The organism is Arthrobacter sp. (assembly GCF_031179985.1).
Taxonomy (GTDB): domain Bacteria; phylum Actinomycetota; class Actinomycetes; order Actinomycetales; family Micrococcaceae; genus Arthrobacter.
Genome location: NZ_JAPSHJ010000019.1, coordinates 11,125 through 30,569 on the forward strand (window position 1 = coordinate 11,125; position 19,445 = coordinate 30,569).

General features: G+C 61.7%; 20 protein-coding genes. 11 read left to right on the forward strand and 9 right to left on the reverse strand.

The window, feature by feature from the left end:
* The 4 genes from RIN13_RS10755 to RIN13_RS10770 form a co-directional block, all read right to left on the reverse strand.
* Positions 1 to 252, reverse strand: a 252-nt coding sequence (locus tag RIN13_RS10755; RefSeq protein WP_309107329.1) for a hypothetical protein, incomplete at its 3' end; no start/stop codon positions are given.
* 375 nt (positions 253 to 627) lie between these two features.
* A complete protein-coding gene (locus tag RIN13_RS10760; RefSeq protein WP_309107330.1) occupies positions 628 to 1,089 on the reverse strand; it encodes a hypothetical protein in 462 nt (153 codons plus the stop codon).
* Positions 1,082 to 1,315, reverse strand: a complete 234-nt coding sequence (locus RIN13_RS10765) for a hypothetical protein (RefSeq protein WP_309107331.1) — start codon at positions 1,313 to 1,315, stop codon at positions 1,082 to 1,084. Before RIN13_RS10765 ends, RIN13_RS10760 begins: the two co-directional genes overlap by 8 nt.
* A 115-nt stretch (positions 1,316 to 1,430) precedes the next feature.
* Positions 1,431 to 2,669, reverse strand: coding sequence for an ROK family protein (locus tag RIN13_RS10770; RefSeq protein ID WP_309107332.1), 1,239 nt, complete (start codon positions 2,667 to 2,669; stop codon positions 1,431 to 1,433).
* A 152-nt stretch (positions 2,670 to 2,821) separates the two neighbouring features.
* On the opposite strand from RIN13_RS10770, the gene RIN13_RS10775 reads away from it, so the two are divergent.
* From RIN13_RS10775 to RIN13_RS10810, 8 genes are read left to right on the forward strand one after another with little or no spacing between them, the layout of a single operon-like run.
* Complete coding sequence (locus RIN13_RS10775) at positions 2,822 to 4,183, forward strand: extracellular solute-binding protein (RefSeq protein WP_309107333.1); 1,362 nt, start codon at positions 2,822 to 2,824, stop codon at positions 4,181 to 4,183.
* Positions 4,184 to 4,188: 5 nt separating this feature from the next.
* A complete protein-coding gene (locus RIN13_RS10780) occupies positions 4,189 to 5,160 on the forward strand; it encodes a sugar ABC transporter permease (RefSeq protein ID WP_309107334.1) in 972 nt (323 codons plus the stop codon).
* Positions 5,157 to 6,047: a carbohydrate ABC transporter permease gene (locus tag RIN13_RS10785; protein ID WP_309107335.1), complete on the forward strand. Its 891-nt coding sequence runs from the start codon at positions 5,157 to 5,159 to the stop codon at positions 6,045 to 6,047. The genes RIN13_RS10780 and RIN13_RS10785 overlap by 4 nt, the downstream gene beginning before the upstream one ends.
* A gap of 15 nt (positions 6,048 to 6,062) precedes the next feature.
* Positions 6,063 to 7,193 (forward strand): mandelate racemase/muconate lactonizing enzyme family protein, encoded by a 1,131-nt coding sequence (locus RIN13_RS10790; RefSeq protein ID WP_309107336.1) that lies wholly within the window; start codon positions 6,063 to 6,065, stop codon positions 7,191 to 7,193.
* Entirely contained in the window at positions 7,190 to 8,044 is an 855-nt protein-coding gene (locus tag RIN13_RS10795; RefSeq protein WP_309107337.1) for an NAD(P)-dependent oxidoreductase, read from the forward strand. Before RIN13_RS10790 ends, RIN13_RS10795 begins: the two co-directional genes overlap by 4 nt.
* A gap of 3 nt (positions 8,045 to 8,047) precedes the next feature.
* Positions 8,048 to 8,731: a bifunctional 4-hydroxy-2-oxoglutarate aldolase/2-dehydro-3-deoxy-phosphogluconate aldolase gene (locus RIN13_RS10800; protein WP_309107338.1), complete on the forward strand. Its 684-nt coding sequence runs from the start codon at positions 8,048 to 8,050 to the stop codon at positions 8,729 to 8,731.
* A complete protein-coding gene (locus RIN13_RS10805) occupies positions 8,719 to 9,669 on the forward strand; it encodes a sugar kinase (protein ID WP_309107339.1) in 951 nt (316 codons plus the stop codon). The genes RIN13_RS10800 and RIN13_RS10805 overlap by 13 nt, the downstream gene beginning before the upstream one ends.
* A 13-nt stretch (positions 9,670 to 9,682) precedes the next feature.
* Complete coding sequence (locus RIN13_RS10810; protein ID WP_309107340.1) at positions 9,683 to 10,642, forward strand: SMP-30/gluconolactonase/LRE family protein; 960 nt, start codon at positions 9,683 to 9,685, stop codon at positions 10,640 to 10,642.
* 235 nt (positions 10,643 to 10,877) lie between these two features.
* Here the strand turns inward: RIN13_RS10810 and RIN13_RS10815 are convergent, their stop codons facing one another.
* Both RIN13_RS10815 and RIN13_RS10820 read right to left on the reverse strand, forming a co-directional pair.
* The gene (locus RIN13_RS10815) at positions 10,878 to 11,168 is read right to left on the reverse strand and encodes an ASCH domain-containing protein (RefSeq protein ID WP_309107389.1); all 291 of its coding nucleotides are present in this window, start codon (positions 11,166 to 11,168) and stop codon (positions 10,878 to 10,880) included.
* Positions 11,169 to 11,553: 385 nt separating this feature from the next.
* Positions 11,554 to 12,354: a phosphotransferase gene (locus RIN13_RS10820; protein ID WP_309107341.1), complete on the reverse strand. Its 801-nt coding sequence runs from the start codon at positions 12,352 to 12,354 to the stop codon at positions 11,554 to 11,556.
* Between the two features lie 112 nt (positions 12,355 to 12,466).
* Here RIN13_RS10820 and RIN13_RS10825 point away from each other — a divergent pair, with 112 nt between their 5' ends.
* Complete coding sequence (locus RIN13_RS10825; RefSeq protein WP_309107342.1) at positions 12,467 to 13,246, forward strand: SDR family oxidoreductase; 780 nt, start codon at positions 12,467 to 12,469, stop codon at positions 13,244 to 13,246.
* Positions 13,247 to 13,269: 23 nt separating this feature from the next.
* Here RIN13_RS10825 and RIN13_RS10830 read toward each other — a convergent pair whose 3' ends face one another.
* From RIN13_RS10830 to RIN13_RS10840, 3 genes are read right to left on the reverse strand one after another with little or no spacing between them, the layout of a single operon-like run.
* Entirely contained in the window at positions 13,270 to 14,811 is a 1,542-nt protein-coding gene (locus tag RIN13_RS10830) for a glycoside hydrolase family 31 protein (RefSeq protein ID WP_309107343.1), read from the reverse strand.
* The gene (locus tag RIN13_RS10835; RefSeq protein ID WP_309107344.1) at positions 14,811 to 15,635 is read right to left on the reverse strand and encodes a TIM barrel protein; all 825 of its coding nucleotides are present in this window, start codon (positions 15,633 to 15,635) and stop codon (positions 14,811 to 14,813) included. The genes RIN13_RS10830 and RIN13_RS10835 overlap by 1 nt, the downstream gene beginning before the upstream one ends.
* Positions 15,632 to 16,753 (reverse strand): Gfo/Idh/MocA family oxidoreductase, encoded by a 1,122-nt coding sequence (locus tag RIN13_RS10840; protein WP_309107345.1) that lies wholly within the window; start codon positions 16,751 to 16,753, stop codon positions 15,632 to 15,634. Before RIN13_RS10840 ends, RIN13_RS10835 begins: the two co-directional genes overlap by 4 nt.
* Before the next feature lie 107 nt (positions 16,754 to 16,860).
* On the opposite strand from RIN13_RS10840, the gene RIN13_RS10845 reads away from it, so the two are divergent.
* Both RIN13_RS10845 and urtA read left to right on the forward strand, forming a co-directional pair.
* Positions 16,861 to 17,853 (forward strand): LacI family DNA-binding transcriptional regulator, encoded by a 993-nt coding sequence (locus RIN13_RS10845; protein ID WP_309107346.1) that lies wholly within the window; start codon positions 16,861 to 16,863, stop codon positions 17,851 to 17,853.
* A 290-nt stretch (positions 17,854 to 18,143) separates the two neighbouring features.
* The gene (gene urtA, locus RIN13_RS10850; RefSeq protein WP_309107347.1) at positions 18,144 to 19,409 is read left to right on the forward strand and encodes an urea ABC transporter substrate-binding protein; all 1,266 of its coding nucleotides are present in this window, start codon (positions 18,144 to 18,146) and stop codon (positions 19,407 to 19,409) included.
* Positions 19,410 to 19,445: the final 36 nt, after the last annotated feature.

Below are 19,445 nucleotides of genomic sequence, written 5' to 3' on the forward strand. Positions count from 1 at the left end.
GGCGACGTGAATAGTCCCGACGATGTTTGCATTGAGCCCCGGCAGGTCCTCAGCCGGAATCCAGTACTCAAGTACGGTTTTCCCACCAGCCTGCTGAACCTCATAGCGGTCAATAAAGTTCTTGCGGAGCTGGAAACGCGTAACGAAGCCAGCACCGCTCGCCTTGACGTTCCAATCCCGAGCAATCATCGTCGCGTATTCCAAGGCAAGCTCCTCCGGGCCGGTCGGACGCCACAAGGTCACGGTCTCCATACTCGGATCCTGCCATCTGTTGTGCTGTGTACAGATCGAAGGTTCACGAGTTTAGTCGTGCTGGTCATGGCCGGGCTTGGTTGCGACGCCTCTCCCCACAGTCACAACAGCCGCTCGCGTTCAGCCACCACAGTACTGCCGACCACACTGTATACACTCCCCCAGGCGGCGCTCAGCCGTTTATATTCTTCGGACGTCACCGGAGGCACGACGCCGTGGCATGGGTTCGGCGGCAGCCGAAAGTCCTGGGAGGCAGTCCATTGCCCGCCGGCCAGATTGGTCGTTTCGAAGGGAACGTAACGGCGATCCAGCGTGAACTCATCGCTCCAGAGGTAGCACTTGTCCTCAGTGTTCGACTTGTACCCCAAGGGGCCCTCACCCTGGCTGATCGGGCCAAGGCCGATACCCTCCCCCAGCGGCTTCCAGTCGGCAGCGGAGGGACGGTGATGTTGCGGAGAAGATCGACTTCCCCAGGGGCAGCCCGCTGATGCGGCTGCGTTCGTCCTTGAGGAAGCGGCAGCAGAGGCCCCCGTCCTTGATCACTGTAGTGTCGATCGTGGACCATCCCCTATCGATCCATACGCGAGGCTCCGAGAACTCACGGAAGTCACGTGTGGTGGCGTACATGATCCGGTTGTAGCTCTGACCTTCATGTTCGGCGTTCTCATAGAGGGTCGAGGACCAATGTACGAGGAAGGCGTCCTGCTCAGGATCCCGGACCGATTCCGGTGCCCAGGTGTTACCTGCTTCCTGTGGTGCGACCTCAACGAGGCGGCCCTCTCCGCAGTTCACCAGATCCGTCGACTCCCAGCAACGAACAATGTGCGGGTCACCCACGCCGCACTCCCCCAAAGCCGGGTACAGGACCGGTTTTGCCGCCGTTGAGGTCTTCGAAGTGCAGCGGGTTGTTCCCATCGCTCAGGGCGAAATGGATGTGCTCACCGTCTTCGCGTTTGAAATGGAGGTACAGGTACCCCGCATACCTACGCTGGAACTTGGATTGGATCACTTTTTCTGTCGTCAGGAGGAAGCGGGGCGGGATGATCGCCCCGGGAAGCACCACTGAGATATCGTTATCCTAGGGCAGCAAAACGCAGCTTTCCAGCCTTAGGTGAGCCAAACAGGTACGTTCGGGTCCGTCTCGCCAAGAAATCTGCAGACGCTGGTTGCCCACCTCATCACACACCCAAGGAGCCAGCTGCCGGGCGGTCAACGAGCCGGCTGAACATTTCAGGCGAAGTGGTCAGCATGGACAGAGCCATAGCTGCGCCTCCTGCTGCGCCGGCTTCCGGACCCCCACCAAGGTCTGAGACCACGACTTCCAGGGCGGCCGATGGGGTGAGAGCGTAACGATTAATGCTCTCCCGCAGCGGGTCCAGCACAACTGCTCCGGCCAGCGACGTTTGGCCGCCCACCACGATCCGCTGCGGGTTGAGCAAGTTGCACATGCTCGCCAGGAGGCGCCCCACCACGGATCCGGCTTCGGACAGAACATTCTGGACGGACCGGTCTCCTGCGGCGTTCGCGGCAAGCACGTCATCCATAGTTGCATCCGGACCTAAAGTAGCCGCCAGGCGGTTCAGTATGGCCGGAGTTCCTGCGAAGAGAACGAGACATCCGTGGTTTCCACACCTGCACGCCGGCCCGTTAACGTCTATGGAGGTATGGCCCAGCTCTCCGGCACCTCCGCCGGATCCCCGGTAGAGCTCCCCGCCGAAGAGGAATCCCGCTGCTATTCCACTGGACATGCTCACGTACATAAGATCCCGGATTCCCTGCCCGGCTCCCCACTTTGCCTCCGCTATCGCTTCGAGGCGGACGTTGTTGTCGATGAAGACAGGAACGCCGAGGCGACGGTTCATTTCCTGCCGCGCGTTGATGCCGTGCCATGGCTGGTCAGCCAGCGCCCCGTGCACGATGCCATCCACCGGGTTAATCTGCCCGGGCAGCCCGATCCCGACGCCGAGAAGGTCATCACGGTCTCCACCGCCCTCCTTCAGTGCGCGGTCAAGGAGGTAGACGGCCGCCTCAGCGCGGAGCTGCCAATCATCCTTGGCACCGATGGCCGCCTCAGCCGATGCCACTTCATTGCCCATCAGGTCCGTGATCCGGACACAGATCCTGTCGAGCACCTGACTCATGCCTGCGATCCATCCCGCATCCGGGCTGAACGCCAGCTGATCGCCAGCCCTGCCGTCCACTTCGTCCCCACCCTCAACCCGCTCTGAGAGCTCCACAAGCACGCCGCGCTCCATCAGCTCGCGCGTAATGGTGGTGATGGTGGTGCGCGAAATACCCAAACGCCTTGCCATCTCGGCACGGTGCATGGGACCTTGACTGACCACCAGGTCCAGGACGTGCAGGGAGTTGGATAGTCGGAGGTTGCGGAGGGAGCCTCCGCTTCGGGCTGAATTCACTCCCTCATTATGTACGACCGTCCGTAAAAAAGAAAGACTGTGTGTAAAGAGTCTTGACACATACACGTGAGGGCCCTCACACTGAGTCGGGGATCGGTCCAACCCATTACACACCTCGGCCTTTGAGGCCCGTAGCGATGAAGGTACGTCAAATGAATGTACAAAAGCATGTATCACGCCGCAGTCTATTGGGCGGCGCTGCCCTGTTTGCCGGCTTTGCAGCCACAGGCGGCGTGCTGACAGGATGCTCGGCGAGTGCGGCGGGTGGAGGGGCCGCCAAAAAGCCGGGTGGCCTGACGATTATGGGCAATCCCGGTGAGATCACGCAGGAGGTCATCGACGCCTGGGTTAAGGACCACCCCGATGTGCCCATCACCCTGATCAAGGACGATCCGACCAGGCTCAATGCCATGATGGCCGCGGGAACCCCGCCGGACCTGGCCAGGAGCCTTGGGGCCATCAGCACTGCCAACCTGGCAAGCCGCGGCCTTGCGTTGGACCTGGATCCGTATCTGGCAAAGTCGAGCACACTCAAGGAGTCCGATCTGGCCAAGATCAACGACGTCTGGCGTTGGGACGGAAGCAAGCAGGGCAGCGGACCGCGTTACGGCTTCGTCAAGGATTGGTCCCAGGATTCCATGTTCTGGTACAACACCGAGGCCTTTAGTGCGGCCGGCATCCCGCTTCCCACCATGGACAAGCCGCTCACCTATGACCAGCTGCTCGAATACGCCGAGCCCATGACAAAGCGTGGCGGAGGCAAGGTGGAACAGTATGGGCTGTTCGCCACCGCTCCAACCATCGAGGCAATCTCTTCCATGGTGGCCACCACCAACGGACGTGTCTTCAATGACGATCTGACCAAGGCGGACTTCACAAGCCCTGAGGCCATGCAGGCGCTGCAGTGGCACATCGATGTCGCCAAAAAGCAGGTCGGCTACACGCTGTTGGATCCGAATCCGGACGGCTGGGACTGGCCGCCGTTTGATGCCAAGAGGACTGCAATGGCGTTGGCCGGCTACTGGTTTGGCGGTATGGTGGCAACGAATCCCAAAACCGCCGAGTTCGCCCGTCTCGCGCCTGCCCCGATGATGGGCGCAAAGCGCGTCAGCCCCACCACGTCGGCTACGGGCTACTGGATTTCCTCAAAAACTGCCATGAAGGACGAGGCCTACGCGTTCCTTGAGTGGTATTGCTGCACCGGCCCCAACGCCAAGGTGAGGGCACAGACCGGCGTGGGGCTGCCGGCCGTCAAGGCCCTGGCTTCTGAACTGCCGCAGTCCCAGCCGTACCAGACCGATGCACTGAAAGTGCAGCGCAATGAAGAGCAGTACCTGGAGGTTCTCCCCTTCAGCCCTTACGCCCAGGCGGTAGCTGTTAGCGCTGCCATCGCTGAACTCTTCCCCCGCGCGGTGAAGGGCGAGTTGTCTGCCGGCCAGTTCGCGGACCAGGCGACCACTGCTGTGAACGATCTCCTCAAGCAGGGCATGGAACTTGCCGGCAAGAAGGGTTAACGCAGGTGAGTACTCTCTCTCCGGCTAGAGATGTTCGCCAAAAGAGCCGGCGGGGAAGCACCGGCTTCAGAGGCTCGGGCACTTTCTACGCCTTTATCTCCCCCTGGCTGATCGGGACAGTGCTCCTGACGCTGTTTCCGCTCGGCTATGCACTGTGGATCAGCTTCACAAACTGGGACGGAATAGCACCGAACCAGAATTGGATTGGACTGAAAAACTACACAGATGCGTTGAGTGATCCCCGCATGTGGGCCAGTCTGCAGCGCACCGGCCTGCTCGCCCTTGCCATTGTGCCCATCACAATCTGCGGAGGACTGGGACTGGCGCTGCTGCTGAACGAAAAGGTCCACTGGCGATCAGGCCTGCGGATGCTCGTTTATCTGCCGGCCATCGTGCCGCCCGTCGCGGCGACGCTGACCTGGAAGTTGCTGTTCGACCGTGACAGCGGCGCCATCAACGGCGTTCTTGCGATCTTCGGGGCGGATGCGGTGAGCTGGATGACCGGCAACACGGTGTTCGTGGTCCTGTTGGTGGTCATGCTGTGGGGCATTGGCGCCGGCGTGCTGATCAACCTGGCCGCCCTGCAGGACGTTCCCGCAGAGCTTCATGAGGCCGCGCGGCTGGATGGGGCAAACGCCTTCAACTCATTCTGGCACGTCACGCTACCGAGCATCTCGCCGGTACTTCTTTTCCAAGTGATCACTACCACCATCGGCGTCCTGCAGACGTTCGTCCCGGCGCTCCTGCTGTCACCGGCCAACGGTCCGGCAGCTATCACGGCCGTACCTGAGGCGAACCGGATTTTCATGGTGGACGTCTATGCCCAGTACTTCGCGTACTCCAAGTATGGGTATGCGTCTGCGATGCTTTGGCTCTTCTTCCTGGTCATCCTGGTGGTCACCATCATTACGTTCAAGATCGGCGGACGCACCGTGTTCTACGCCGTCGATCCCTCCAAAGAAGGGAAAGAGGGATGACGCTTATCGGTCACCGTCCCCAAACGGAGTCCCCGACCGCCCCGCCGGAACTCCCGATCCGGCAAAGCCGGGAACGCAAGAACGGGGTCGCCTTCGTGATATTGGTAGTGGTTTGCGCCATGCTCTTCCTTCCGGTCCTTTGGCTTCTCCTTACGGCCTTGAAAACGCCCCAGCAGTTGGCCTCCGATCCCATCACCTGGATTCCAACGCAGCCGCAAGTGCAGAACTTTATCGATGCCACAATAGTCCTGCCTTTCTGGGCCTATGCCGCCAATTCGCTCTTCCTGTCCACGGTGACCGGCGTCCTGACCACCGTCAGCTCAGCGCTGGTCGGCTACGGGTTCGCCCGCCTCAACGGCAAGGGAAAGAAGGTCCTCTTCGGGATCCTGATAGCCATGATGATGACACCCCCCATCATCACCCTCATACCCACCTACCTGCTGTTCGCGAAGGTCGGGTTGGTCGGCACCTACTGGCCGTGGGTCTTGTGGGGTATGGCTGGCGCTCCTTACCTCATCTTCCTCTACCGCCAGTTCTTCGCCCAGCTTCCCCGGGAACTTGAGGAGGCCGCCATCCTTGACGGATGCGGACGGCTGCGAATCTTTGTGCAAATCTTCCTGCCGCTCTCCAAACCCGTCGTCATCACCGCTTTTGTTCTTTCCTTCAACGGCGTGTGGGGCGACTTCATCGCTCCGCAGCTCCTGCTCAACCAGGACAACACCACGTTGGCGGTGGCCATCACAACCGGCTATGTCAACTCCCAAGGGTTCCCGATCAACAACCTGCTCGCTGCCGGCGCCGTGCTCTATGTCCTCCCCGTTCTCATCATGTTCTTTTTCGTCCAGCGGTCCTATGTCAACGGGTTCGCGACCTCAGGCATGAAATAGGAAAGGCCTGACCCAGTGAAAATTACGGACCTGGAAGTCCTCACCATCGACGACGGCGGCGCCCTGATGATGGTCGTTGTCCACACCGACGAAGGAATCTTCGGCGTCGGAGAGGTTGGGCTTCGCTCACGCCAGTTGGCGGTTCGGGGAGCCTTGGAGCACTTCAAGCCGCTTCTCATCGGCAACGACCCCTTCCGCACGGAACATCTGTGGCAGGTCATGTCGCGGTCCGGCTTCTACCCCGCGGACCGCGTTCTCGCCTCGGCCATCTCGGCGGTGGACATTGCCCTGTGGGATCTAAAGGGCAAGGCGCTGGAGATTCCGGTTTATGAGTTGTTGGGGGGAGCAGTCCGGGACCGGGTGAAGTGCTACCGGCATATCTGGGGCGTGGACCATGCTGAACTTATCGACAATGCCCGGAAGGCCTTCGAGCAAGGTTGGACCGTCGGGCGGCTCTCTGTACCGTCTGAAGGGGATCTGCTGGAACCCCGCGCAGCTACCCGCCACGCCCTTGCCGAAGTGGCAGCTGTACGGGACGAACTCGGAAGCGGGTTCGAGCTGATCCTGGACGTGCACACCCGCCTGGAACTTCCGGAAGCCACGGCACTGTGCCGGGAACTGGAGGGGGCTAACATGTACTTCATCGAGGATCCGCTGCGCTGGGAGAATCCTGACATCTACCGGACGCTACGGCAGCGCACCTCCGTTCCGCTGGCCGCAGGCGAGCAGGCGGCGTCCAAATGGGAAATCCGGCCTCTTATTGAGCAGGACCTCATTGACTACGCCCGCTTCGATATCTGCATTGTGGGAGGTTTCACCGAGGCGAAGAAGATCGCCGGCTGGTGCGAGTCCCACCACATCCGTACAGCCACCCACAACCCGTTGGGGCCCATCGCCACTGCAGCATCATTGCACCTGAACATGACCCTGCCCACCTTCGGCATCCAGGAGCAGTATCAGCTTCCGGGCACCGAGGCCAACGACGTGTTCCCGGTTCAGGCAACCATGGACGGGGAATGGATGCGCCGTCCCGAGGCCCCCGGTCTCGGCTTGGAAGTGGACCTTGATGCTGCCCGGGCTCATCAGATCCAGCCACCTCCCATGCCGCAACTCCGTAGACTCGACGGATCATTCACCAACTGGTGAAAGGGCAATTTATGGTCTCAGGGGCAGAAGAGGGAACCACTCCTCCCCTCGTTGTGGTTACAGGCGCGGCCGGGCATGTCGGGCAACTGACATCCCAAGCCCTCGCCGGGCACTACCGGCTCAGGCTCATTGATCTGGACTGGCCTGTGGGCGACTCGCGGGACGATGTGAACGGCATCGAACGGCTGGCCCTGGACCTCACAGAACGTGGCGCTTGGGACGCGGCGATCGAGTCGGCCCAAGCCGTGGTCCATCTGGCGGGAAACGCTCATCCTGAAATAGAGGCGCGGACCGCCGTCGAGGGCGGAGCTATGCTCGCTGCAGGACTGGCAGCCGCGGCGTCGGGCTCCGCCCACCTGAAGAGGATCGTGTTCGCCAGTTCCATCCACACCATGGGTCTGTATCACCGGGAGGCGCAGTACCCCATCCGCCAACACTGGCCATCGCGCCCCTGCTGTGAATACGGCGCCGCCAAAGTATTCTCCGAGAACCTGCTGGAAATCCTGACCGAACGAACGCCCGTCTCCGTGGTTTGCCTGCGGCTTGGCCTGACTGGCTACGCTCCGGTGACCACCGGCTACGCCTCCCAGTGGCTGGGTCCTGGAGACTACGCTCAGCTGCTTCACGCATCATTGACGGTTCCGATGAGGTACGGAACGTACCTGGGAGTTTCCGCAGGTGCCACCCGGAAATGGGACCTGACCGAAACAATCAGGGACCTCGGATTCCACCCCGGCGACCCCACACCCGCCCCCGTAGCCTCAAAAACCGGGGAAAACCAGGTTCCTCAACATTGCCTGATGTTCCGCCCGCCAACCCTCCCGCCTTCACCTGACCATGCAGAGGATTAAGCCATGGACGACACAAGCTCCAAACTGCTGACGAGCCTGCGGAATAAGAAGCTGCTCGCCATCATTCGCGGGAACAACGCGGAAGCCTGCTTCAACACCGCCATGACGCTGATCAATGCAGGGATAACAATCCTGGAGGTATCCCTCACCACGACGGATGCCTTCAAGCTCATCAGCCGGATCCATGAAACCGCTGCCGGGCGGGTCCTCCTGGGGGCCGGTACAGTCCTCACACCCGGGCAGGTGCATGAAGCCCGGGACGCCGGCGCGCAGTTCATCGTCACCCCCTGCCTCGCGCCCAGCACAGACGCCGCTTTCAAACTTGGACTTCCCAGTCTCGTTGGCGCGCTCTCGCCTGCCGAGGTTTACGCGGCGGCACGTGCAGGGGCAACGGCAGTGAAATTATTCCCGGCAAGCGTTGGAGGCCCCTCCTACCTGAAAGCACTGCGCGAGCCCTTCCCACACATCGAATTCATCCCGGTAGGAGGCGTTGACGCCGAATCTGTGACTGAATACCTTCAGGCCGGTGCCCTCGCCGTCGGAGCAGGCAGCCCGTTGACACACGATGCACCCCGAGGCGGGAGCCTTTCTGAACTCGGTGACCGCGCCCGGAAATTCATCGGCCTCACGCAGGCCGCCTCCGCCCGAAGCCACCATGCGGAAGGCCTGCGCCAATGGACGTCCTGACTTTCGGCGAGACCATGATCGCGCTCAGGGCAGACCGCCAGCTGTCCCTGAATCCGAACATCACCGCCACGATAGCCGGCGCGGAATCCAATGTGGCCATTGCACTGGCCCGCCTGGGGCACAACGTCCAGTGGGCCGGGCGGATCGGGGATGATGCTGGCGGGGAGCTGATCCGCCGGACCCTGCGGGCAGAGTCAGTGGGACAGGATCACGTCATCACGGACGTTCATCGTCAGACCGGGATTCTGATCTTTGAGCAACGACTGCCGGATCTCAACAGGGTGGGGTACTTCCGTCAAAACTCGGCCGCTTCAATGATCGGCATCGATGACCTTTCAGCCGCGCTGTCCATGGGTCCACGCATCCTGCACATAACAGGAATTACTTCCGCATTGAGCCGGACCGCGGAGGAGGCAGTCCTTCAGGCTGTATCCGCCGCCGATGTGGCAGGGGCAACGGTCGTTTTCGATGTAAACTACCGCGCCAAGCTGTGGAACAGGGAGCTGGCGGGCGACACGCTGCGCAGGCTTCTCCCGTTCGTTGACGTTGTTATTGGCTCCCCTGACGAGCTGACCCTGGTTTCGGATTCCAGCTCCGCTGGCGATGATTCTTCAGATGCAGCCAAGGCGCTCATCAGCAGTGGAGTGCGTGAAGTCGTGGTGAAACTAGGCGCGGACGGTGCCCGGCTGTATGACGAAAGTGGCGCCGTCTACTCCCCTGCCCGCGAAATCAACGCCGTCGACAGCGTCGGGGCCGGTGATGCCTTCACCGCCGGCTACATTTCCGGCATGCTGACCTCGCGTACGGCAGAGGAGCGGCTGTTCCTGGCAAACACCCTCGGCGCGTTCGCTGTCGCCAGCAAGGGCGATTGGGAAGGCCTGCCCACATTATCCGAACTGGCACTGCTGGATGCCGGAAACGGCACAGCAATCCGATGAAAAGCAGAAACCTATGACTCTGGCAAAAACTCAAGCTTCAACCCACGAACCTGCGAACTACCATCCCGACTGGAAGGTATGCAACGAGACGCCACTGGAACTCGGCGAGGGACCCCGGCTGCTGCCCGACGGCCGCGTCCTTGCAGTCGACATCCTTTGCGGGCAGCTCTGGCACGTGGATCTGGAATCCCCGGGACAGACCGTACTTCTGCAGGAACTTCCTGTTCCGCTCGGTGCTATCGCACCTATTTCGGGATCTGAGTCAGCCCTGCTGGCGGCTGCCGGTGACGGTATCGCAGTGCTCGACGGCGGACTGGTCACCTGGCTTGCCGCACGGCAATGTAACAGCGCGTTCTCTGCGGCACACCCGTTCACGGCTGGGACGGCAGTGCGGATGAACGATGCTGTCTGCGACCCCGGAGGCCGCTTCTGGGCCGGAACCATGGCCTTGGATGCCGCTCCGGGGGCGGGCGCCCTGCACATGGTCGACACTCATGGCAGCATCAGCACCGTCCTTACAGGCCTGACGATTCCCAATGGCCCCGCGTTCACTGGCGATGGGTCCCTCATGTATCTGGCCGACAGCGCGGCAGGCACCATCACCGGTTACCAGGTGGACACCGACACCGGGGCACTCGGGGACGGGCAGGCTTTCGCCACCGTCTCCGACGGGAGCCCGGATGGCATGATCACCGACACTGAAGACCACCTGTGGGTTGCCATCTGGGGTGCGGGCCGGATCCACCGCTACCGCCCCGATGGCAGCATTGAGCGTATCCTCCACGTACCGGCCCAACAGCCGACCAGCATCTGCTTTGCCGGCCAAGCCATGACAACCCTGGTGGTTACAACGGCAGCCATCGATCTGGGCTCTCCGGGAACCTACGACGGGCTGATACTGTCGGCCGACGTCGGCATCAGTGGCCGTCCAACACCTTCCGCCAGGATTGTGACGGCTGAAGGAGCATCCTAGGCCGCCCCAATCTGCAGGCGGAACATGTCAACGCCTGGACTAACAGAAGTACTGCACCACTCACTGCTTGCGGCGCCGTCGGAACGGCTCTCGTCGTGGTACCCCATCACCGCACCGCGAAGATCCGGGCGGCGGAACCGGCCGGAACCTCGCCTGTCAGCTTCATCAGGGTGCCTTCATTTCGAGCAATCAGGGCTCGCTGACCCCGAGGGAGTCTCCCCTGGGGCAGCTACTCTCAGGACCCCAGGTCTGACGGAGCCACTTTGAAGTCCACGACGTCAACAAGGGCGTCTCCCGGCATAAGCGGGTAGTGCTTTCGAAGGCTTTCGATGTAGCTGTCGACACGTTCACCTTCGGAGAGCCGGAGTCGTTCGGCAGTCAGGTCATCAAGGTGATACCGCTGGACCTCAAGAATCTGCCCGTGCAGCGGCGAGTGCGCTTCATCGTCCTCAAAGTAGAAGAGCACCGGACCGACAGATATCTGCTCGTCCCAGCGGACTGTGGAAGTCTTCTGCCCGCTGGCGATTCCGGCGTACGAGCATCACCTGGCGGCAACGCCCACATGGCGGAATCAAGCCGCGCCCTCCATCGCCGGCCGCTGCCATCGTTACCAAGGGGCCTGCCTGAGCGGTGGCGGCTACACCCAACGTGACGAGCTCGGCGCAAGGACCACCCGTGAAGTGGTGCACATTTACGCCCAGATGAATTCGTCCAACCGTGTCCATTGCGGCGGCCGCGACACTGTGGTTTGTATCGCCACCGAGAGTTCTGGCCAAGCTTTCGGCCGCCTCGATCACCCGACGTTCTGACTCCAAAGGTTCCATGGGTGCAGCCTTTCACAACGGCTCAACGTATTCGAACTGCCCGCTGCCTTCCCAAGGGCAACCGCCATCTCCAGAACCGGCACAAGGTTACTGCGTCAGAGCGACGATCCCGGCAGCTACGGGTGAATGTCTGTCAGCCTTCCCGCTGTCCCAGTTCCCGAGCAAGTGCAGAGTCGTCATCCGGAACACCAACGCCCTAAGAAGCAGCTGACGCCATTGAGGAATACCGTGATGGTTAGCGAGACCGTCAAGTGAGTACCCGTGCCAACAGGCAGCATCGACGACGGCGATCGCCGCACCGAAACCTGGCGGCCGCCAGTATGGCGCCCAGTCGATGATCGCTGGCGGACGACCGTCCGCGAACAGGACATTCCCAAGAAGGTCGCCGTGGATAACCTGCGAGGGAGTATTAATCGCCCGGTACTCCGCCACGAGCAATTCAAGATCCTCATCAGCAGGCAACGTGGCGTCACCCCATGCAATCCGGTCAGCCATGCTCCAAGGATCGTTCGACTCTGCGATGAAGACCGGACGCGCGAGCCCCGCGATAGCGCGATGAAACGCCTCCCCCGCACGCACAATGTCGCCGACCCGGGTCTCGTCAGCCACGCCAGGAATCCACTCGAAGGCTTGCCACCCTTTGTGGACCCAATTGCCCCCAACGTCGGGAATCGGCCTTGGGAACGTAAAATCTTCGGGACTGTCGATCTCTGTCAGCACCTGGGACTTCCAGGCCGCCTCTTCGGGGTCACCCACGGGGCGAACCACCACGTGCCCTGATCGCCACGTGAGCCCTCGCCCGCCGACCAGCCGCTCACGTGTTTCCGATGCTCCGAATGCCCCAAAGACCGCGCGCGTGGGAACGATCGGGGAATTGGTTCCAACCATTTCTCCAGTATGCCTGCGAATGCAGTGAGCAACGGGATTGCGAACTCCACGCCGTCGGACTCATCTCCGATCCCTGTCTCTCATAGAGTCGGGTCTCTAATAGAGTCGGGCCATGACCATTCGGAAGCATTCGAAGATCGCGGTTGTGACGGGAGTCGGGAGGCGTCGATCGATCGGGGCGGCTCTTGCCGTCGGACTGGCGCATGATGGCTGGGATCTCGTCGTGAACTATTGGAAGCCCTACGACATGCGCGTTGGGCTGGAGAGCGGCATCGACGACCCCGAGACAATCGCCGCCGAGTGCCGTGCACTTGGAGTGGCCGTCAAGCTGGTTCCGGGGGACCTGAGCGACCCGACGGTGCCGGCGGAATTGATCCGGGAGGCTCAGAGTCTGGGGCCGGTGACGGGTCTTGTCATGTCACACTGCGAGTCCGTGGATAGCTCGATCCTGACAACCACCCTTGAGAGCTGGGAGCGCCATTTCGCAGTGAACGCGCGCGCGACATGGCTTCTCATCAACGCATTCGCCCAGCAATTACCCGAGTCTGTCATCGCTGGTGAGGTCGGCGGCAGGATCGTCGCCCTGACGAGCGACCACACCGTGAACAATCTGCCCTATGGTGCGAGCAAAGGAGCTCTCGATCGCATCGTTACCGCAGCAGCTGTTGAGTTGGCCGATCGAGGGATCCGGGCGAACGTCATCAACCCGGGTCCGATTGATACGGGGTGGATGGACGACGCAATTCGTGAATCAGGGATCGCAGCGACGCCGGCCGGCCGCCTCGGCACGGCCGGCGACACGGCAGATCTGGTTCGTTTCCTGTTCTCGGAGTCTGGCTCGTGGATGAACGGTCAGATTCTGTACAGCAACGGCGGCTTCAAAGTCGGCTGACCTGCGCCCAGCGGATCGGGACGTCACGTGCGCCTGAAAACGGGAAGGCTGCTGAGTCCCACCTCCAGCTCAACCAGCCCCTCGCCGTGTTCGGTCCCATCCGGGCCCACCCATGTTCCGCCCGGCAGCACCACTGTGCGGCGAACCGCGCCCCGGGCGAGGACCGGTGCCACCAGTATCCGCTCGCCCAGGAGGAACTGATCGTTCACATGTTCGAAGCCAGGGAAGTGGTAGGCAAGCGGACGGATGATCGGCTCGCCGGTCTCTGCGGCATGCTCGGCCAGCGCCCGGATTTCCGGGAGCAATTCCTGCCGGAGTGCGACGGCGGAGCTCACCGCGGCGAGGTGCTCGGCGTCCAGCACACGGCTCGGTGATATGGAGAACTGCATCATCGGGAACAGGGCTGCGCACTGGGCGTAGCGGACGAACTGCTCCTGGTCGACGGCGGTGCCCGGCGCGAAGGCAGTGAGTTCACCCCCGCCCACCATGTCGGCACAAGTGAATGCGTGGCCGATGAGGCCCTGGGCGAGGCCTTCGGGAATGAGTGAGAGCAATCCGTCAGTGCCCCACGTTGGAGGTTTGTCGTGCAAACGCTGGGCGATTGGCTGTCCGCCCATCTTCCAGCAGGCCCTGTACTCGTTGAACGCGTAGTTGAGCCCAAGCCTCGCGTAAGCCTCGCACAGGTCAACCGGGCCGTTGCCGTGCGCGGGTCTGTCGCCGTCGCGGTAGTCCCGCAAGTCCCCGGCATCGAATTTGAAACCGTCAACGCCGACTTCGTCACACAGGGCATCCAGCTGGGACAAAAGCCATTTTCCTGCCTCGGAATTGGTTACATCAAGAAGGGCGCTGAAGCCGTTCCACCACTCCCGCACGATCACCTCCCCGTCCGCACCAGCGAGCAGCAGGCCGCGTGACCGCAATTCACGAAACTGATCGCTGTCCGGGCTGATAAACGGTACGAGCCAGAGCATTACAAGAAAGCCTTTGGCATGCAGCTGCTCCACCATGGCAGCCGGGTCCGGAAAACGAGAGGCATCGAAGCGCCAGTCCCCGTAATCGGCAGACCAGCGGTCGTCGATCATGAGTACACCGGGTGGGAATCCGGCGTCGAGCAGTCCGTCTACATAGGCGAGCACGCCCTCCTGGGTAGGCGAATAGGGCATTTCAATCCAGCTGTTGTATTGCGGACCGTCGAAGAGTTCGTGTGCCGGCATCCGGCCCGACGGCGGGAAGAAGTTCCTCGAGGCCAGAAGGAAGGCGTCCCGCAGCGTCCCTCCGGCAGCCTCGAAGAGCTTCGCTCCGCCGTCGGCAGTCAGCTGACCGTCCGCGAACGCGAAGGCGAAAGGGCCCTCCGACCATAGGAGCCTGCCCCTGCTGGATACAAGCAAGGGCGCGGACTGGTTTGCCCCGGCGCTCGGATCATCCGCGAAACCGGCGTTCACGGCGAGGTCCCGTCGGTGTGGGAGAAGCCCGAAGGGCATGGCCAGCCCATCGGCGACGGCACCACCCCACCAGTGCTCCCCTGGCAGCAACTCGACGGAAATCATCGCAGCGTTGTTGGACACTAGGGCTCCTGAGAAGGGTCGAAAGATGGAATGCTAATACTGAATGCTGCCCCGAAAGCAGCCAAGGCGTCATCGCCTGCCTGCAGACCATCACCGCCGGAAGCGCTGGCTTCCAAACCGATGACGCCCGAGTAGCCTGCATCCTGGAGTGCTGCTGCGACTGCGCGGTAGTTGATTTCTCCGGTGCCGGGTTCAAACCGCCCCGGAACATCCGCCACCTGGATTTCGCCCGTCCACGGTAACGCCGCCCGGACGAGTTCGATCAGGTTCCCCTCCCCTATCTGGGCGTGGTAGAGATCCAGCATCATTTTCACGTTCGGGTGGTCAACGCCCGAGACCAGAGCCAGCGTGTCCTTCGCCCGCGCCAGGGGTATGCCCGGATGGTCAAGGACGGTGTTCAGGTTCTCCAGTGCAAACGTCACGCCGTGCTTCTCACCCAGGAGCGCAAGCCGTTCGAGCGTACGCAGGGCGGTGACCCACATCTGCCCTGTAGAGCGGTGAAGCGGGCGAACCGCCACGCCGCCCTCCCCCAGTTCGGCCGGATGCACGACCATCCGCTCGACGCCTAGTTCCAAGGCAGTGGGAATCAGCTTTTCGGCTGAAGCGAGTACTGCGTCGGCGCCGTCCCGGTCGATCAGGCTCCCGCCGAAGTAGCCGCTCATGGAAGAGAACCGGGCGCCGGTGGCTGCAAGCGCGCTGATGTCCCGTCCCCGGGTGTCCCAAAGCTCCACCTCAAAACCCTGCTCGTGAATACGCGTCACACGTTCGATCAGAGGCAGATGGCCATAAGCCATCTCGGCGCAAACAGCCAGGCGGAAGCTCACGCGGTCTCCCCCACCGGGTGGAACTGCGGCTCAGCCGGAAGCAGTGCGGCAATCGTTGCAACGTCCACCGGCATCCCGGATTCAGCAGAACGAAACGCTGCCAGCGCCACAGCCAAAGCATTTCGGGCATCAGCCCCTCCCGGACGGTTTCTTCCCTTCGCCAGGGCACCGTCCCGTCGTGCTTTCACCGCATCAACAAAGTCACCCACCTCCGCGGTATAGGCCTCGCGGAAGAGGTCAACGTTCAGCCGCACGGTCGCAGCGCCTATGCCCGCAGCGGTGTAAGTAGTGGCACTGGACTCCTGTGGTCCGCCCGCCGTGACCATTCCCGCGGAACCAAACACTTCGCCGCGGACGTCATAACCGTAGAGGGCGTTGAAGTTTGCCTCTGCCACCGCAATCGCACCGTTGCTGTAGGTAATGGTGACGACGGCGGTGTCCAGCAGCCCTCCCGCTTTGGCTTCCGGGGCCACGAGGGCGTCGGCGACAGCATGGACACGGACGGGAAAGGCGCCCGGATTGAGCCAGTTCAGGGTGTCGAAATCATGGATCAGGGTTTCCAGAAAGATTGTCCCGGGTGCGATGCGCTCCGGGTTGGCGATTCCGGCGGAGGTGCCGGGATCCCTGGTCAGGGAGCGCATCAGCTGTGGTGTCCCCACTACGCCGTCGTCAATGAGCTTGCGTGCAGCCGCGAAATCCGCCGCATAGCGGCGGTTGAACCCGAACTGAACATTGACTCCTGCCGTGTCGGCCGCATCCAGGGCTTCATCGAGTTCCTCAACGGTGCGTCCGCCGGGCTTCTCGCAGAACACATCCTTGCCCGCGCGGGCAGCGGCCCCGATCAGGCCGGCATGGAAGCGCACCGGTGCGGCAATCAGTACGGCATCTATGTCAGGATCGTTGATCACATCGGCCGGATCGGCACTGATCTTGCTGACTCCCAGCCTGCCGGCTAACGCTTCCACCGCCGGAAGATCCGGGTCTGCAACCGCGTCAAGACGGGCAGCAGGAATCCGGAGGGCAATGGACTCCGCGTGGAAGCTGCCGATCCAGCCAGCGCCGATCAAGCCGATCCGGACAGGCTTGGCGTCCTCTACCGGATGCTGAAGGTAACTCATAAATACTCCTGTGTTCATGTGGCTAGATCGTTCTAGTTCATCCATGTTGGCACGCAAGCCGTGTCGTGTCTAGATCGTTCTATACTCTGAATGAGAGGAGGAGGAATATGAAGGAACAGCAGCGCAGGCCGACTTTGATGGATGTTGCCCAGGCGGCGGGTGTCTCGCGGGCATTGGTCTCCATCGTGATGAGGGGTGTACCCGGCGCGGCTGAATCCACCCGGCAAAAAGTCTTCGAGGCTGCCCGGGAACTCGGCTACAGGCCGGACAGCCGCGCGCGGCTACTCCGAAGCAGCCGCACCAAATTGATCGGTCTCAGCTTTTCCAGTTCCCAGCCCTTCCATGCCGAAATCGTGGATGCGGCCTACGCGCAAGCCAGCTCGCGTGGATATGAAATAGCTTTGAGCGCTGTGGCCAACGGACGGACAGAAACCCGCGCCGTCGAATCCCTCCTGGATTTCGGCTCGGAGGCACTGGTTATGATTTCGCCGACCCTCACCGCGGAGGAGCTCGACCGATACTCAGGTCAGGTGCCAGTCGTAAGCCTCCTGCGTAACGACGTCGGTGAGCTTGTGGACGCGGTCAGCAGCGACGATATCGCAGGCATCCGCCTTGGCGTGGAACACCTCGCAGATCTGGGCCACCGCAATATAGTCCATGTCGACGGCGGTATAGCAGTGTCAGCCCAACAGCGCAGCGAAGCCTTTCGCAGCGAAATGCAGGGCAGAGGGCTCGAGGCAACAGCCATCCCCGGCGGGCCAGGTGAGGAGGACGGATTGCGGGCAGCCCGGTCGCTCCGGGACAACCTGCCGACAGCTGTCATCGCTTTCAACGACAGATCCGCCCTCGGCCTGATCGAGGGCTTCCGCGCAAGCGGCCTGCAGATTCCTTCCGATGTGTCTGTTCTCGGCTATGACGACAGTCAGTTGGCCCGGCTCAGCTATGTGCAATTATCGTCCGTGAGCCAAGACGCGCCGCTGCTGGCCGCGGCCGCTGTCGACCGGGCAGTGGATCGGATAGAGGGAACCGTGGGTCCTGCCCATGTTGTGAGAACTCCCCATCTCGTTATCCGAAAGACGACTGCCCTTCCTCGGGCCTAGCTCGCATAACTATTCCCCGAAATGGCGGGGCGTCAGATTACCCGCAGGTAAATTAAACCTTTCATGCTGACCAGCCGCTCAGCATCCCGATGCCCAAATTCACCGCGCCCGCAGGCATTTCTCCCTTGGACGCTCCCAACCAAGGACAGGAGGAAAAGTCGAAACGGATCGGAAATGAAGTGCCGCCCGCGCTGAAACATTCCACTCCTAGATTGACCTCAACGGTTCGAAGCAGGACCGGGAGGCCAACCGTTGCCTCGAGGCAACGCGGAGTAAGAAGCAGGTAAACAGTGAAGGTTTCGGTATCTAAGCGCGCTCTCCTCCCAATGGCTGCGGCAGCCATGGTGACTGTACTGGCTGGTTGCGGCAGCCAGATCGGCAGTCCGGCCTCCGCCGGATCCACCACCGGCACCGGCAGTTCCTGCCTTGATACCTCAGGCAGCAGCGTCAAGGTGGGCTTCATCAATTCCCTGTCCGGGACTATGGCGATCAGCGAAAGCACCGTCTTTGACTCACTCACACTCGCCGCCGAGGAAATAAACGCATCAGGCGGTGTTCTGGGAAAACAGCTCCAGGTAATCAGTGAAGACGGAGCCAGCGAACCCACCAAGTTTGCTGAACGGGCAGGAAAACTCATACAGCAGGACTGCACAGCAGCTGTTTTCGGCGGATGGACCTCATCAAGCCGCAAGGCGATGCTTCCCGTCTTCGAGGCCAACGACGCCCTGCTCTTTTACCCCGTCCAATACGAAGGACTTGAAGCGTCCAAGAACATCTTCTACACCGGCGCCACCACCAATCAGCAGATCATCCCGGCACTGGACTACCTCGCGGAACAGGGCACGAAGTCCATCTTCCTGGTGGGCAGCGACTATGTCTTCCCCAGAACCGCCAACAAGATTATCCAGGCCTATGCGGCAGCCCATGGCATGAGGGTTGTCGGGGAGGAGTACACACCGCTGGGATCCACCGAGTTTTCCACCATCGTCAACAAGGTCCGGGACTCAAAGGCTGACGCCGTCTTCAACACCCTGAATGGTGACAGCAACGTGGCCTTCTTCCGCCAGTACAAAAGCGTGGGCCTGAATGCGGAGAACATGCCTGTGGTCTCTGTGTCCATCGCCGAGGAGGAGGTTCCGGGGGTGGGACTGGACAACGTCGAGGGTCAGCTCACCGCGTGGGACTACTACCAGACCCTTGATACGCCAGCCAACCAAAAGTTCGTCGCCGCCTTCAAGGCAAAGTTCGGCGAGGCCCGCGTGACCAGCGATCCGATGGAAGCTGCCTACACGTCTCTATACCTCTGGAAAGCAATGGCAGAGAAAGCCGGCTCGTTTGAGGTGGACAAGATTCAGGCGGCGGCCGACGGCGTCACTTTCGAAGCACCGGAAGGCCTGGTCACGGTCAACGGAGAAAACAACCACATCACCAAGACACCCCGCATCGGCAAGATCGATTCCAACGGGCTGATTGACACCGTGTGGTCCGCGCCGAAGGCTGTGGAGCCTGATCCTTTCCTGACCAGCTACGACTGGGCAAAGGATCTGGCCAAGTAGCCCTTTCCGGACCGCACAGTCAAGAGAAGAGAGCCC